This is a genomic window from Vallitalea longa (assembly GCF_027923465.1).
GTDB classification, from domain to species: Bacteria; Bacillota; Clostridia; order Lachnospirales; family Vallitaleaceae; genus Vallitalea; species Vallitalea longa.
Genome location: NZ_BRLB01000021.1, coordinates 53,621 through 68,432 on the forward strand (window position 1 = coordinate 53,621; position 14,812 = coordinate 68,432).

Annotated in this window: 12 protein-coding genes; 11 read left to right on the top strand and 1 reads right to left on the bottom strand. The window is 31.8% G+C overall.

Annotated features, from left to right (window positions below):
• Nucleotides 1–5: 5 nt before the first annotated feature.
• From QMG30_RS21600 to QMG30_RS21645, 10 genes are all read left to right on the top strand, one after another.
• Entirely contained in the window at nt 6–1,208 is a 1,203-nt protein-coding gene (locus QMG30_RS21600) for an MFS transporter (protein ID WP_281819090.1), read from the top strand.
• Between the two features lie 98 nt (nt 1,209–1,306).
• Complete coding sequence (locus tag QMG30_RS21605) at nt 1,307–2,029, top strand: nucleoside phosphorylase (protein WP_281819135.1); 723 nt, start codon at nt 1,307–1,309, stop codon at nt 2,027–2,029.
• A 227-nt stretch (nt 2,030–2,256) separates the two neighbouring features.
• Complete coding sequence (locus QMG30_RS21610) at nt 2,257–4,059, top strand: sensor histidine kinase (protein WP_281819092.1); 1,803 nt, start codon at nt 2,257–2,259, stop codon at nt 4,057–4,059.
• Nucleotides 4,037–5,581 carry a response regulator transcription factor gene (locus tag QMG30_RS21615; RefSeq protein WP_281819093.1) on the top strand — a complete coding sequence of 515 codons (1,545 nt, stop codon included), beginning with the start codon at nt 4,037–4,039 and terminating at the stop codon, nt 5,579–5,581. The genes QMG30_RS21610 and QMG30_RS21615 overlap by 23 nt, the downstream gene beginning before the upstream one ends.
• 119 nt (nt 5,582–5,700) lie before the next feature.
• Entirely contained in the window at nt 5,701–6,666 is a 966-nt protein-coding gene (locus tag QMG30_RS21620; RefSeq protein ID WP_281819094.1) for an ABC transporter permease, read from the top strand.
• Nucleotides 6,667–6,680: 14 nt separating this feature from the next.
• Nucleotides 6,681–7,607 (top strand): carbohydrate ABC transporter permease, encoded by a 927-nt coding sequence (locus QMG30_RS21625; protein ID WP_281819095.1) that lies wholly within the window; start codon nt 6,681–6,683, stop codon nt 7,605–7,607.
• A 47-nt stretch (nt 7,608–7,654) separates the two neighbouring features.
• Entirely contained in the window at nt 7,655–9,364 is a 1,710-nt protein-coding gene (locus QMG30_RS21630) for an ABC transporter substrate-binding protein (RefSeq protein ID WP_281819096.1), read from the top strand.
• A 106-nt stretch (nt 9,365–9,470) separates the two neighbouring features.
• Nucleotides 9,471–10,778 (top strand): 6-phospho-beta-glucosidase, encoded by a 1,308-nt coding sequence (locus QMG30_RS21635; RefSeq protein ID WP_281819097.1) that lies wholly within the window; start codon nt 9,471–9,473, stop codon nt 10,776–10,778.
• A gap of 39 nt (nt 10,779–10,817) precedes the next feature.
• Nucleotides 10,818–11,750, top strand: a complete 933-nt coding sequence (locus QMG30_RS21640; RefSeq protein ID WP_281819099.1) for an N-acetylglucosamine kinase — start codon at nt 10,818–10,820, stop codon at nt 11,748–11,750.
• Between the two features lie 131 nt (nt 11,751–11,881).
• Nucleotides 11,882–12,922 (top strand): ArsR/SmtB family transcription factor, encoded by a 1,041-nt coding sequence (locus tag QMG30_RS21645; protein ID WP_281819100.1) that lies wholly within the window; start codon nt 11,882–11,884, stop codon nt 12,920–12,922.
• Nucleotides 12,923–13,003: 81 nt separating this feature from the next.
• Here the strand turns inward: QMG30_RS21645 and QMG30_RS21650 are convergent, their stop codons facing one another.
• Complete coding sequence (locus QMG30_RS21650) at nt 13,004–13,426, bottom strand: DUF1801 domain-containing protein (RefSeq protein WP_281819101.1); 423 nt, start codon at nt 13,424–13,426, stop codon at nt 13,004–13,006.
• Between the two features lie 199 nt (nt 13,427–13,625).
• Here QMG30_RS21650 and QMG30_RS21655 point away from each other — a divergent pair, with 199 nt between their 5' ends.
• Complete coding sequence (locus QMG30_RS21655; RefSeq protein ID WP_281819103.1) at nt 13,626–14,801, top strand: anhydro-N-acetylmuramic acid kinase; 1,176 nt, start codon at nt 13,626–13,628, stop codon at nt 14,799–14,801.
• The last annotated feature ends 11 nt before the right edge of the window (nt 14,802–14,812 follow it).

Sequence of the window (14,812 nt, forward strand, 5' to 3'; positions counted from 1 at the left end):
CTAAAATGAAAAAACAACGTATAATTGCAGCAATTACTGTTTTTGCCATGTATCTGTTAACAGGTGCTACTTGTGTTGTGATTGGTAGTAGCATCCCATCTTTAATGCAGCAGTATAGTAAAAGCCTATCAGCGATTTCTGTATTAGCATCAGCCTTTGCTATAGGAAGGGTGGCTACTGTATTTATAGTTGGAGCATTTACAGAAAAATTCGGGGCAAAACTTACATTAACGATTGGGGTAATAAATTTTATATTGTTCCTTTTTGGAGCAATGATAACAACAAATTATTTTGTCGCTTTAGTCTTGTCAGCTTTGGCAGGTGTGGGTATGAGTACACAGGATACCTGCTGTGCGATTATTTTAAAACAGACGTTTCCAGAAAGTTATAGTAGTTCCTTGAGTGCAGGACAGGCTTTTTTCAGTATCGGGTGTTTCATATCACCATTACTAATGGGAATTGCACTAGCTCAAGAATTGAATTTTAAAATAGTTTATTTTATAATTGGGATAATTGGGATACTCATGCTGATTTTGATACCCTTCTTAAAATTACCTCAGGATAAAAAGGTAACGAGTTCACAACAGTTTAATATTCGTTGCTTCAATCTAAAGAAGAATAAGTGGAAATATATCTGTTTCGGTATAATGTGTTTCACATATTTTGGAACTACTAATACCATTCATACATATACTTCAACTTTTGTACAAAGTTTTGGTATAGATGAAAGTATTTCCGTGTCAGTATTAACGGTTTATAGTGTAGGATGTATGATTGGCTCTTTTGCATTTATTCCTATATTAAAAAAAGTGAGTGAAACAAAAATTCTATGGATCAATATGTTATTAACATTCATTTGTTTGGTGGTAGCTGCTATATATCATATTCCGACTGTATTTTTTATAACATATTTTATTGCTGGCTTTTTTTGCGGGGTATTATTTTCATTGCTCATATCAATATCAGTCAGCTTGAATCCTCTCCATGCTGGAATGGCAGCTGCAGCTGTAGGATTTGTCGGAGGAGGAGCAGATATTTTATCTCCATTAATAACAGGATTCATTATTAGAGTTACTAGTGTAAAGTCAATATTTTATTATTGTACTGTTATGTGTATTATTTGTGTGATATCTTCGTTCTTATATAGAATAAAATACAAAAGAAACCCAAATACAAAAGAGCCTTTAGAAATTTTGGAATGTAATTAATTCTTATTAAAGGAAAATGATAATTTTTAAAAAAGTATTGTGTGTATAGACGATAGTCAATAAGAAATGAGGTAGGTATTTTGAAAGTAAAAGAAGTTATGAATGATAAAGGTGAACAATATCATATTTGTTGTAAAAAAGGTGATGTAGGAAGATATGTTTTGCTTCCAGGGGATCCTTTCCGTACAGATTTGATAGCAAGTTATTTGGATGATGCAAAATTGGTTGCTCATAATAGAGAGCATAAAACATGGACTGGAACTTTGGATGGAGTGAAAGTCAGTGTTACTTCTACAGGAATGGGATGTCCTTCTATGGCAATCGCCTTGGAAGAATTGATTCATTGCGGAGCTGATACATTTATTAGAATCGGAACAGCTGGTCACGTTTGTAAAAAATCATGGGACGAAAGTTTAGATGGTGTTATATGTACTGCATCTGTAAGAGATGAAGGAACAACAAGGCATTACATACCTATTGAATATCCAGCAGTAGCTGATAGGCATATTGTTGGTGCTTTAGCGGATGCAGCTAAGGCAAATCATCTTAATTATATTGAAGGCATAGTACAGAGTAAAGATAGTTTTTATGGTCAGCATGATCCTAGCGGTCTACCTAATGGAGATATATTGAAACAGCGTTGGGATGCATGGTGCAATGGAAATGTTATGGCAAGTGAAATGGAAACCGCAGCACTTTTTGTAATTTCCTCCATAAGAGAATGTCGAGCAGGAGCGATTATGAGTTTTAAGAATATGAAAGAAACTATAGTAATTGCCTGCGAGGCATTGATGAAGATAATAGAATCGGATAAAGAATAAAATAGAAATGAAGAAAATGTGAATCAGAGGTCTTAGCCATAACAATTGACTATGACCTTTTTTTAGGTCATGTGTTATTAATATAATACAATATTTGAATTTGACACTGATATTATTATATTATATACTGAAAAATACATTGGTGATACTTGTAATCTATCATCAATGTATTTGTAATGTAGGAGTTATTAAAGGATATAATAGATGGATAAGGAAGGAAAACGCCTATGAGACAAGGGAAAATTAAATTTTCTATGAGATTAAGTAATATCAAAATAAAAAATAAGCTTATTCTTAGTTTTGTGCTGGTAGTGTTCATACCAGTACTTTTTGTAGGTGTTTTTTTGACTGATAATATGAAAAAAAACGCTATGGAGCAATCTGTTAGAGAGGCTAAAGGTGATGTTGATAGGATAGAAAGTGAATTACTCGAGATTCTGGAATTATCTGAACTCATTGAGAATAAGATCATTGCGGACTTGAAAGTCTATGAAATAATTAGTAGAGAGTATTGTGATGCTTTAGAGATATTCAGAAATTATTCATCCTATACTACATTATCTGATTATGAAATCACCTATAGAGATATTGAAGATATAAGAATATATGTTGAGAATTCAACTCTACTTGATAACTTGGATTTCATGCAGGCCACTGATGAGATAAAGAATAAGAAGTGGTACCAAAAAGCAGTAGAAGCCAATGGTAAAATTACATGTGAGTATTATTATGACAAGATAAAAAATAAGAATTTTCTTGCTATAAATCGGTATTACCGTAATACGAAAAATAAAGCAGTCATAATGATTCTGGTGGATATAGATTATTTGGTTTCCTTAATTGAAGATGAGACTTTCGAGACTATGATTATCGATAATAATGGTAATATCATAGTATCTAAAATACCAGATGAAATAGGTACCAATATCAATGATTTGGAAGAAGTGGATTTCAATAATGAACAGGGACTATGGGTTACTAATTATAGAGGCAAGCGTTCTCAGATGATTGTACATACTGTCACTAATAACAAGGTTAATGAACAGATGCAGATAGTTGCCGCTTTTCCTATAGAAAAGATATTGAAATCTGCTAATCAAGCTAGTATGTTAGGTTTATCCGTTATTCTTATAAGTTTAACTACAGCTACAATACTTATAATTATATTTTCTAATGGCTTCGCTAAGAGGATTAAGCAGATAAGGAATGACATGAATAGAGTTTCACAAGGAGATTTTGGTAATGTATCAGTAATCAATGGTGATGATGAAATAGGTCAGCTTTCTAGAAATCTGAATACTATGGTTAAGAGTATTAAAGATCTCATGGCTGAGATTACAGATATGCATGAGAAAGAGCAGGAATTCTTAATCAACCAGGAGAAAATAAGATTTGAAATGTTAGCTAATCAGATTAATCCTCATTTTCTATTTAATGTACTGGAATCAATTAGGATGAAGGCACATTTACAGGGAGAAAAGGAAATATCCAATATTGTCAAATTGTTAGGTCAGCTGATAAGAAGAAATCTTGAATTGACTAATGATATCGTATCTATTGAAGAAGAGTTGAAATTCGTGGAAAGCTATTTTACAATACAAAAATTTAGATTTGGAGAGAGTATCAGTTATGACATCAAGGTTGAAGAGTCTTTAGAGAAGTATTGCATATTACCTCTTATAATCCAGCCTATCGTAGAGAATTCTATAATTCATGGTATAGGTGTTAAGGGAGGTAATGGTCATGTACTAATTGACATCAGGAGGATAAATGATTATTTAAGTATTGTTATTGAAGATAACGGTATAGGAATGGAAAAAGAAAAACTTAAGGAATTGAAGGAATCTCTAATGGGGAAAGATTCAACAAATAATAGAATAGGGCTTAAGAATATAGAGGAAAGAATACACTTCTATTACGGTAGTTCCTATGGATTGGAGATTGATAGTGATATAGATATAGGTACAAAAGTTACGATATTACTTCCAGATGAGAGGGTTGATACTATTGAAAGCATTGATAATAGATGATGAACAGTACATACGTGAAGGATTGAAGTCATTGATTGATTGGAATTCATTAGGTTTTGAAATTGCAGGAGAAGCAAAGAACGGAAAAGAAGGTCTTATGAAGATTAAAGAGTTACATCCTGAGGTATGTGTAGTGGATATTAGAATGCCTGTAATGGATGGAATTAAAATGATTGAACAAGCTTCTCAAGAAAAAATAAAATGCAAGTTCATCATATTAAGTGGTTATCGTGATTTTGAATATGCTCAGAGAGCTATGGAATGCAATGTCAATAAATATGTCTTGAAACCAATTGATGAAGATCAGCTTGTAGAGAAATTACAAGAAGTAAGAGATGAAATAATTAAAACCAATGCGCAGCTTAGATATGTTGAAGAAAGTACTAATCTATCAAAAGATAAAGTGATACATAAGATAATAATGCAGAAATCCCCTAGTATCATGTGGATGAATCAGTGGTATAATTTTCAACTGCCTTGGAATAGTTATCACATAGTTTTAATTGATTTTCTAGAAGATGTAACTACTGTTAAGAAGGCGATGGCAAGGAAAATACTCGAAGAATTTATCAAAAATGGAGATTATGGTGTTGTATTTCAAATAGAAGAATATGTAGGAATTGTAATCAAAAATATATTGTTCGAACATAATTTTCTTCTTCTAGAGAAAATGAAAATATTATTAAAGCAGGAAGTATTAATTGATACCATTATAGCTGTTGGTAGAAAGGTAAAGGATATTAATGATATTTATCTTTCTTTTACTGATGCTAAGATGTTGTTGAAGCATAGTTTCATATATGGGGATGAAAAAATTCTAAGTAGTGGTTTGTTGGATAAGAGAAGAGAGGTAGAATTAGAGACTGATAATTTTGATATTGATGTATATACTGATAATCTATATGCTGCAATAGATGTTAACAGTATGAAGAGTATCAATGATATACTAGAGGATATGTTGGATAACTACAAGATTCTTGGATGGTCTTCAGAAAAAATAAAAGCCTATTATGTTAATCTGTATGTAAAAATCACAACCATATTATTTGAGAAAAACAAAGAATTAAAGAATATGGAACTTCTTAATGAAAGAATATTGGAAAAGTTATATACACAGGGGAGTTTAATTAAGTTACATGGATTCGTGAAATATCAGCTTGTAACCATATCTGATATATTATCTGCAAAAAGACCTACAGAGATTATCCATAAAATAATCAATTACGTTGAAAGAAATTATGATAAAGAAATAAAAATTGATGATCTAGGAAAAATCTTCAATTATAATAGTGCTTATCTAGGAAAACAGTTTAAAAATCAAACAGGAAACTATTTCAATACATTCCTTGATCAGGTAAGAATAAATAATGCAAAGAAATTATTAGTCAATACTGATTATAAAATCTATGAGATAGCGAAAAAAGTTGGTTATAAAGAGCCAGACTATTTTACTATAAAATTCAAAAAATACGTTGATCAATCTCCTAATGCTTATCGGAATTCAAAAAAAGGTGAAAGGTAAAACACTAATTTACATGGTATAACATATCCAATTTATAGGGTGTCTACAAGACACCTTTTTTTTTATAATATTCATAGATTAAATTTTACATAAACATAAATCGGATGGGGGGAGAATATGTGAAAGGGAATATAGCTTTAGTTGAAGGAGAATCACCAAAGAATAATAAAAATAAATCACTTAAAAAAACTCTCTATAAGCAGAGATACTTGATATTGATGATACTACCATTTATTATTTGGGTTATTGTTTTTAAGTATATTCCACTATGGGGATGGTCAATAGCTTTTCAGGATTATAAACCGAAACCAGGATTATCGATGTTCGATTATCCATTTGTAGGGCTAAAACATTTTATAAACTTGTTCAAAGATCCTATGTTCTATCAAGTTATGAGAAATACATTGGCAATGAGTTTCATGCAGCTGATATTTGGATTTCCGCTTCCTATAATTTTTGCGATATTGTTGAATGAACTAAAAGGTATTAGATTCAAGAAATTGGTTCAAACAGTATCATATCTACCACACTTTGTTTCTTGGGTTATTGTTGCTGGTTTATTTACAACTATGCTATCTAATGATGGGATAGTCAATGAAATCTTATTGAAGCTGAATTTAATCGACAGCCCTATTTCTTTTTTTGCAATACCAAAGTATTTCTGGGGTATTTGTACTAGTTCAGAAATATGGAAGGAGCTTGGATGGAATTCAATAATATTCTTAGCAGCCATAGCTGGAATAAGTCCAGATCTGTATGAGGCGGCTAGAGTGGATGGTGCCAATAGATGGAAATCCATATGGCATATCACTCTGCCAGGGATAAGAGATACTATATTGGTTATACTTGTGCTTAATATTGGCTGGATAATAAGTATTGGATTCGAGAAACAGTATCTAATGGGTAATTCATTGGTACAGGATTATTCGAAAGTCCTTGATTTATATGTACTTGAATATGGTATCAGACTAGGCAGATATTCATTTGGAACAGCAATTGGAATATTCAAATCCGTAGTTAGTATCGTTTTATTAGTATCTGCCAACAAACTATCCAAAGCGATAAATGGTAAAGCTGTTATATAGCGGGAGGGGACAATATGAAATTAATAATTAAAGGTAATAAGACAAAGAGAAAAAGAAAAAAATTATCTGATAGAATTGCTGATGTTATTATTGTGCTTTTTATGATATTCGTCTTGGTTATAACGGCATATCCTTTTCTTAATGTATTAGCGGTTTCTCTTAATGATGCAAGTGACAGTGTGAGAGGAGGTATATATATATGGCCCAGAGTATTTACACTAAGAAATTATGAAGAGGTCTTTAAGGATAGTATTCTTTTTACTGCTTTCAGGAATTCAGTTTTCAGGACTATTGTTGGTTCAGGACTTGGAGTAATCAGTACTATGCTGGTTGCTTATGTGATAAGCAGAAAAGATTTTTTTGCCAGAAAATTCGTTGCAGGTTTGTTTGCAGTAACTCTCTATGTAAGTGGGGGGATGATTCCAGAGTTTTTGCTTATAAAAAATCTTAGGCTGATTAATAATTTTGCTGTTTATCTGATACCAGGACTCATTGGAGTTTATTATATATATATTGTCCGTTCCTTTATTGACGGTATTCCTTTTGCTATTCAAGAAGCTGCTAAGATTGATGGGGCTAATGATTTACAGATATTTTATAAGGTCATCATGCCATTATGTAAGCCTGTTATGGCAACAGTAGCTTTATTTTACGCAGTTTCACATTGGAATTCTTGGTTTGATACTTATCTATATGCAAGTGGAAAAGATAGTTTGACCACTTTGCAGTATGAGTTGATGAAAGTACTTAATAATTCTAATACTGCAGCCGCGGGTAGTATGATTAAGGCAAAAGCAAACACCCTTAAAGTAAAAACAGTTACACCTCAGTCAATTCGAATGGCTATAACAATAGTTGCTACTTTGCCAATACTGATCGTATATCCGTTTTTACAAAAATATTTTGTTAAAGGTATGACATTAGGAGCTGTTAAGAATTAATATCAACATAGCAGCTATAATGATAAATAAAAGTAGGAGGTATGTTAATGAATTTAGTAATCAGAAAAAAATTTATTCTAGTTATATGCTTTTTAATGGTTTTCAGTGTATTTACTGGATGTGGTAAGAAAGAAGATACTGAAAAAGAGTTGTCTTCTGAGTCTACTAAAGATATTGCTGATGAAAAAGACAAGAATGAAGAGAAGACATTTACTTATTGGAGTGCAGACACTACTGCAGGTCAGCTGGATGACAAGTATAATAGTGATGTTTCCAGAAAGATTAAGGAGTTGACGGGAGTTACACTTCGTAAGGAATTCGCTGTAGGGGATCCTAGAGAAAAATTATCTTTTATGGCAGCCAGTGGAGAATATCCAGACTTCATATATGCACTGGAGTATTCTAACATCATAGTTGATGCAGGAGGATTCATCAAGCTGGATGGTCTTATAGATGAATATGGACCTAATATAAAGAAATTGTATGGAGATGATTTAGCTAGACTTAGATGGAGCAAAGAAGATCCTTCAATCTACTTTTTAGGTTTACCTGAGATAGGTAAGGTGAAATTTGAACCAGAAAGTGGATTCGAGATTCAGCATGCGGCATTAAAAGAGTTGGGATATCCTAAGATGGAGACTCTAAAAGATTATGAAGAAGCTATCAAGAAGTATGTAGAGGCTAATCCTGAGATAAATGGAAAACCAACTATAGGATTATCGTTACTAGCTGATGATTGGAGAATCAAGATTTCTTTAACTAATCCTGGTGTATTTTCAACAGGAGGTGCTGATGATGGTGAGTGGTTTTATGATAAAGAAAAAGAAAGAGCGATTTTACATGTAACGAGACCTGAAGAGAAAGAGTATTTCAGATGGTTGAATCATATGAATGATATAGGATTACTAGATAAAGAGAGTTTCATCCAGAAGTATGACCAATATCAATCTAAGATCGCTGAAGGTAGAGTAGTTGCCATAACGGATTCAAAATGGCAGTACTCAGCAGCGGAACAATCCTTAGTGGCAGCAGGTATGTCTGACAGAACTTATGCAATGTTTCCATTAGTTATCGAAGAAGGTGTAGTAAATAAAGATTTCAGACCTACTGGATATAGCGGTGGATATGGTATTGGGATTTCCACAAGCTGTAAAGATCCAGTAGCGGCCATAAAATTCCTTGACTGGATGTGTACTGACGAAGCACAGATTCTTGCAAGATGGGGAATAGAAGGGCAACATTATGATGTTATTGACGGAAAACGTACATTCAAACCTGAGGTTTTCAAAGCATGGACAGAGGACCCTTCTTTTGCAACTGAAACAGGAATAGGAATATATAGTTGGCCATGGCCTGGATATGGTCAAGGAGCTATAGATAAGAAGGGTGATTATTATCATCCTACATTCAAAGATACAATTATTGATGCTTATAATGAAAGCGAAAAAGAGACTTTGGCACATTATGGTGCTACTATGTGGAAAGATCTATATCCATCAGAAGAAGACATTGAAAAGAGTGAATACGGAGTTCTATGGCAGATTAACATTCCAAGCGACACAGAAGCAAGTGTAATCATGGCAAAATATGATGAAACAACAGCTAAGAGGATACCTGAAGCAATTCTTGCATCACCGGATGAATTTGATGAAATATGGGATGATTATCAGCAGGAGTTAGTTGACGTAGGTATACATAAATTAGAAGACGAGTTTAATAAACTTCTACAGGATAAGTTGAACTTATGGTCAAATTGATAGATTAAAGTGTTAGAGGCTGTCTCGAATTAATAGTATCTATATTGGATACTTGATAAATAAATGAGATAGTCTCTAAAATGATATTAGGAGGATTGAAGTTATTATGAAACAAATGAAAATAGTAGTAATCGGAGGAGGGAGTAGTTATACTCCTGAGTTGCTTCAAGGGATTATAGATAATTATAGTACATTACCTGTTAATCAATTAGTATTGGTTGATATTAAAGAGGGAGAGAATAAAGTTAAGATTAATGCTAGATTCCTAAGAAGAATAATAGAAAAACAAGGATTACCTATTGAGGTAGAATATACATTGAATCGAAGAGAAGCATTAAAAGGAGCGGATTTTATAGTTACACAGCTTCGTGTAGGTGGTCTGGCTGCAAGGGCACTAGATGAAAAAATACCTCTTAAATATGATGTTATTGGACAAGAAACAACTGGACCAGGAGGATTCTTGAAAGCTCTAAGGACTATTCCAGTAATATTGGATTTGTGTAAAGATATTGAAGAGGTGTGTCCTGATGCATGGCTGATTAATTTTACTAACCCCGCAGGGATTATAACTGAAGCGGTTTCTAATCATACTAACGTAAAAGTGATAGGACTATGTAATGTCCCTATAAACATGAAATATGAAGTGGCAGAAAGATTGAAGGTGAGTCCGGAAAGGATTAATTGTACATTTGTAGGATTGAATCATCTAAGTTATATTAATCATATTTACCTTGATGGAAAAGATATTATTGATGAAGTGTTGCAAGTTTATTCTAGAACCCAATCGGAATCAGTTGTAAAAAATATCAGTAAAATAGATGATATGGATAAATTTACTGGAATACTAGGTTTGATACCTTCACCATATTTGCAGTATTTCTATTTTGAGAATAAGATGTTGAATGAAGAAAAAGAAAATATGGAAAAGGGAATTGGAACAAGAGCAGAACAAGTAATGAAAGTGGAAAAAAATTTATTTGAAATATATGAGAGCGAAATAACTGAAATCCCTGAAGAGTTATCTAAAAGAGGCGGTTCAAGATATTCTGAAGTTGCAATTAATCTTATCAATAGTATATGGAATAACACAGGAGATCTACATGTAGTTAATGTAATGAATAAAGGTTCAATTGTAGATTTACCATATGATTGTGTTATAGAAAGCAATTGCATTGTTAACAATCAAGGGGCTACACCTATAAGTAATGGATATTTGCCTGAGAATATTTCAGGACTTGTTAAACAGGTGAAGATATATGAGCAATTGACTATTGAAGCAGCGGTGAAAGGTGACAGAAATAAAGCTTTACTTGCATTAGTCAATAATCCTCTAGTTAGCAACATAGATAAAGCAGAGAGTATTTTAGCTGAATTATTAGAAGCACACAAAAAGTATTTACCTAGATTTTATTAATTAAATTAATAACAATAAAAAATAATAAGGATGATGTAGATGTATTTAGTTGGTATTGATGGGGGAGGAACTAAAACAAAATGTGTAATAGGAGATCAAAAAGGTAATATTTTATCTGAAGGATATGGAGGTAATGCCAATTATCAAATCTGTGGTGAAAAGGTAGCAAAAGATTCTATAGTTAGTGCATTACAAGAAGCTATGAATAAAATAAATATTTCTCTTGATGACATTGAATATAGTGTTTTAGGTCTAGCTGGCGCTGATGATGATATGGATTATAAAATATTGAACAAAATATGTAAATCAATCTTTATGAATGTACCTTTTGAAGTTTTTAATGATTGTTTTATAGGATTACGTTCAGGTAGTCAGGATAATTGGGGAGTTATAAGCATTTGCGGAACAGGAGCTGCTTATGCAGGACGTTCTAGAGATGGAGAAGAGGTTATACTTAGGAATATGGATTATATGCTAGGTAACAAGGGAGGAGGTTCAGAATTAGTTGAACATGCGCTTCATTATGCATTTCGTTCCAATGAAAATACTGGAGACAAAACTATATTAGAAAATACTATACCAAAACTTTTTCAAGTTAAGGATATGTCAGATGTCTATAATCATATAAGGACTAAAGGTTTAACTGAAGAACAGCTTTTTAACATACCTATTGATTTGTTTGATGCAGCTGATATGAGAGATAGAGTCGCTCAGAATATAGTAATCAATATGGGAATAACAGCAGGAGAGTATACCAATGCAGTTATAAGGAAGTTAGGTTTTCAGGACAAAAAGGTACCTGTTATATTGATAGGAAGTGTTTTCAAGACTAGAAATCCTTTGTTACTTACAGCCTATTCACTTTCTGTGTATAAGGAGGCAAGTAAGGCTGACATTATTATACCTGATATCGATCCTGTGATGGGTGCTTATTATTTAGCTGTTGATAAGAAGAAAGGTATAGTAATTTGAATATTTAATGATGACTTGTTTGTATTGATAATGTATAATGTAGATAGTTTTTTACATTACATAAGATAGTGGGAAATGTAGAATTTAATTTGAAATTTTAGATGAATATATAATTAGAAGGAGGTAGTTTGATGCATTTATCATATTTTGATGCAGATAATAAAATAGATGTTCATTTTTTGTATTCTCCTTATCATGAACTTATAGGTAGCCTTCATGTTTTGGCAAAGTATGATCATCATATGCCTAGAGAACAATGGGCTATAAATATGATAAAGAAATTATCTCCTGAAATAAAAGAGAAAATATTATTATATAAAGATATAACACATCAGTATTTAGGACTACTCAATTTTTTGGATAATAAAGATCTATGGGATATTAGCATCTCTGAATGTCTTTATGAATTAGAAAAGGTAAATATTATTGATTTTTTCTACTTGACATTTAATGGTGTAATTAATAGACAAAGTATAATTAATGCAATCAAGAGCAATTATTATAGTGATACTATGCCAAGTGATTATGTGGAATGTATGAAAAAACCTTATGATTTTAGAGAACAGATCCTTAGTTTTATAAGAGAATACTACTATAATTACTTTGCTATGGAGTTAAGTTTTTCAGAACCAGTATTAATAAGAAAGTTAAAGAAAGAATATTACAGATGTAAGGAAATATCTATTTACGATTATATTAAGATGCTTCATCCAAGAATAGAGGTAACTGATGATAGAATCAACTTTCATAAATATCGGACCTTCGAAGTATATAAGAAAGATTTACAGGAGGCAGTTTTTAAGATAGATAGTTTCATTAACCCTCATCTGTTGATAAATATTGAAGCTAAAAAATATATTGAACTGATAATACCAACATACATAACTTCATACGATAGCGATAAATTACCTGCAGATACATTAAGTGTTTTTAAAGCTATAGCAGATGAGACTAGAATGAAGATCATACGTAATCTATATAGGGAACCTATGTCTACACAGAAGTTAGCTGACAAATTGAATCTTACGGAAGCTTGTATATCTAAACATCTAAAAATATTATTTAATGCATCAATAGTAACTAAAGTTAGAGACGGTAATTATATGAATTACCATCTTGACCAAATGATTATTGATAGTCTGGTAATGTATATGTATGAGTATCTAAATTAAAAAAGGGGGTGTTCGTAATAACTAGTTATAATATTTATAATGTAATTTATAACTAAAATTATTACGAATACCCTTTTACACTTAATATTTAATTGGTTTTTTGCTTTTTATATAGTTGATTGATTCTGATATCAATTCTTTCAATACATCTATATCTATGTCCTCTAATTTATTGATATATAAGCAGGATTTACCTAATTTGTGTTTTCCTAACTTACCTAGAAGCTCTTCATACATGTTGAAACCATTCATAATATAAATCGTAACATTTTGTTTCCTGGGAGAAAATCCAGTCAACATCCAATCATGATTTCCAGTTGTATTGGTATAGATCATTTTTCCGAAACCTATTATAGTGGGTCCCCACATCTTAGGTTCTTCTTTAGTTATAGATTTCATGATTTCCAATAATCTGATACTGTCTTCTTTTCTTTTGTTGTTTTTAACTGATTGCAAAAATTCCATAGGATCATTGTTATTAATCTTTGTTTTCAATTCTGCCATTATATCATCACCTCATTAATAAGTATGTCCAAAAATCTTGAATACATATTATTGTAATGGATATTGAGATGGATTGCTATAACAAATTTCAGTATATGTAATTGAAATATAATTACATACATGATATTATAATTATGAAATAATATTTTATAATTGATATTGAAATCAAAAAATATAATGAAAAGTGGAGATGATATATATGATAAATAAAATACAAAAAGTCGTTAATAAGGAAAAAACATTAGCTGTTGGGCTTATGTCTGGAACTTCTCTTGATGGGGTGGATGCTGCACTTGTTGAAATACAGAATTCATCCTTAGATACTAAGGTGAAACTTATAGAATTCAATACTCTCAATTATAATTCTGAGGAAAGAAACAATATACTGAAAATATGTGCTGATGATACATCAAGTGTTGAAGATATATGTAAGATGAATGTGTATCTAGGAGAAAAAATGGCAGAAGCGGCTAATGTGGTTATCAAAAAAGCGAATTTGAACAATTCTGATATCGATTTTATAAGTACTCATGGACAAACAATCTATCATATTCCCGAGTATCATGCTACTATGCAGATAGGAGAATTAGCTGTAATTGCAGAGAGAACAGGATGTATAACTGTAGGAGACTACAGACCTAGTGATATGGCTGCAAAAGGACAAGGAGCTCCTTTAGTTCCTTTTACAGATTATTTGTTATTCAGAAGTAGGAGTAAAGGGCGTGCTTTAATAAATATAGGTGGCATCAGTAATGTGTCTTTGATAGAAACTGGTGTAGGATTAGAAGATGTTACTGCTTTTGATATGGGACCTGGTAATATGCTCATAGATGCTATTGTGTCAATAGGAACTAATAACCAATATACATATGATAAGAATGGAAATATTGCATCTAAAGGAAAAGTATGTAATAATTGGTTATACAATATTATTAATAATGATGAATTTATTACTAAAATGCCTCCTAAAAGTACTGGAAGAGAGAAGTATACATTTAATTTAGCAAAAGAATTGTATAATCAGGGTATCTCCATGGGATTAGATTTTGAAGATATCATAGCTACAATAACGTCGTATACCATAGAATCTATAATTATGCATTTTAGAGATTATATAGATATCAACTATAATATTGATGAAGTAATAATTAGTGGAGGTGGGGTATATAACAATACGATTATAAAAGGACTAGATAATGGGTTGAAACAACATGTAACAATATTAGATGATTGGGGATATTCTTCAGATGCAAAAGAAGCTATTGCTTTTGCTATTCTAGGCAATGAATTCTTACATGGTAACAACAACAATCTTCCTTCAGCGACCGGAGCTTCTAAAGGCATCTGCATGGGAAAATTGGTCTTACCAAGTTAAGTTACATCATA

What these genes read in the sequence shown, in the direction of transcription:
- QMG30_RS21600 (WP_281819090.1), top strand. Translation starts at nt 6, where the DNA reads ATGAAAAAACAACGTATAATTGCAGCAATTACTGTTTTTGCCATGTAT.
- QMG30_RS21605 (WP_281819135.1), top strand. Translation starts at nt 1,307, where the DNA reads ATGAATGATAAAGGTGAACAATATCATATTTGTTGTAAAAAAGGTGAT.
- QMG30_RS21610 (WP_281819092.1), top strand. Translation starts at nt 2,257, where the DNA reads ATGAGACAAGGGAAAATTAAATTTTCTATGAGATTAAGTAATATCAAA.
- QMG30_RS21625 (WP_281819095.1), top strand. Translation starts at nt 6,681, where the DNA reads ATGAAATTAATAATTAAAGGTAATAAGACAAAGAGAAAAAGAAAAAAA.
- QMG30_RS21630 (WP_281819096.1), top strand. Translation starts at nt 7,655, where the DNA reads ATGAATTTAGTAATCAGAAAAAAATTTATTCTAGTTATATGCTTTTTA.
- QMG30_RS21635 (WP_281819097.1), top strand. Translation starts at nt 9,471, where the DNA reads ATGAAACAAATGAAAATAGTAGTAATCGGAGGAGGGAGTAGTTATACT.
- QMG30_RS21640 (WP_281819099.1), top strand. Translation starts at nt 10,818, where the DNA reads ATGTATTTAGTTGGTATTGATGGGGGAGGAACTAAAACAAAATGTGTA.
- QMG30_RS21645 (WP_281819100.1), top strand. Translation starts at nt 11,882, where the DNA reads ATGCATTTATCATATTTTGATGCAGATAATAAAATAGATGTTCATTTT.
- QMG30_RS21650 (WP_281819101.1), bottom strand. Translation starts at nt 13,426, where the DNA reads ATGGCAGAATTGAAAACAAAGATTAATAACAATGATCCTATGGAATTT.
- QMG30_RS21655 (WP_281819103.1), top strand. Translation starts at nt 13,626, where the DNA reads ATGATAAATAAAATACAAAAAGTCGTTAATAAGGAAAAAACATTAGCT.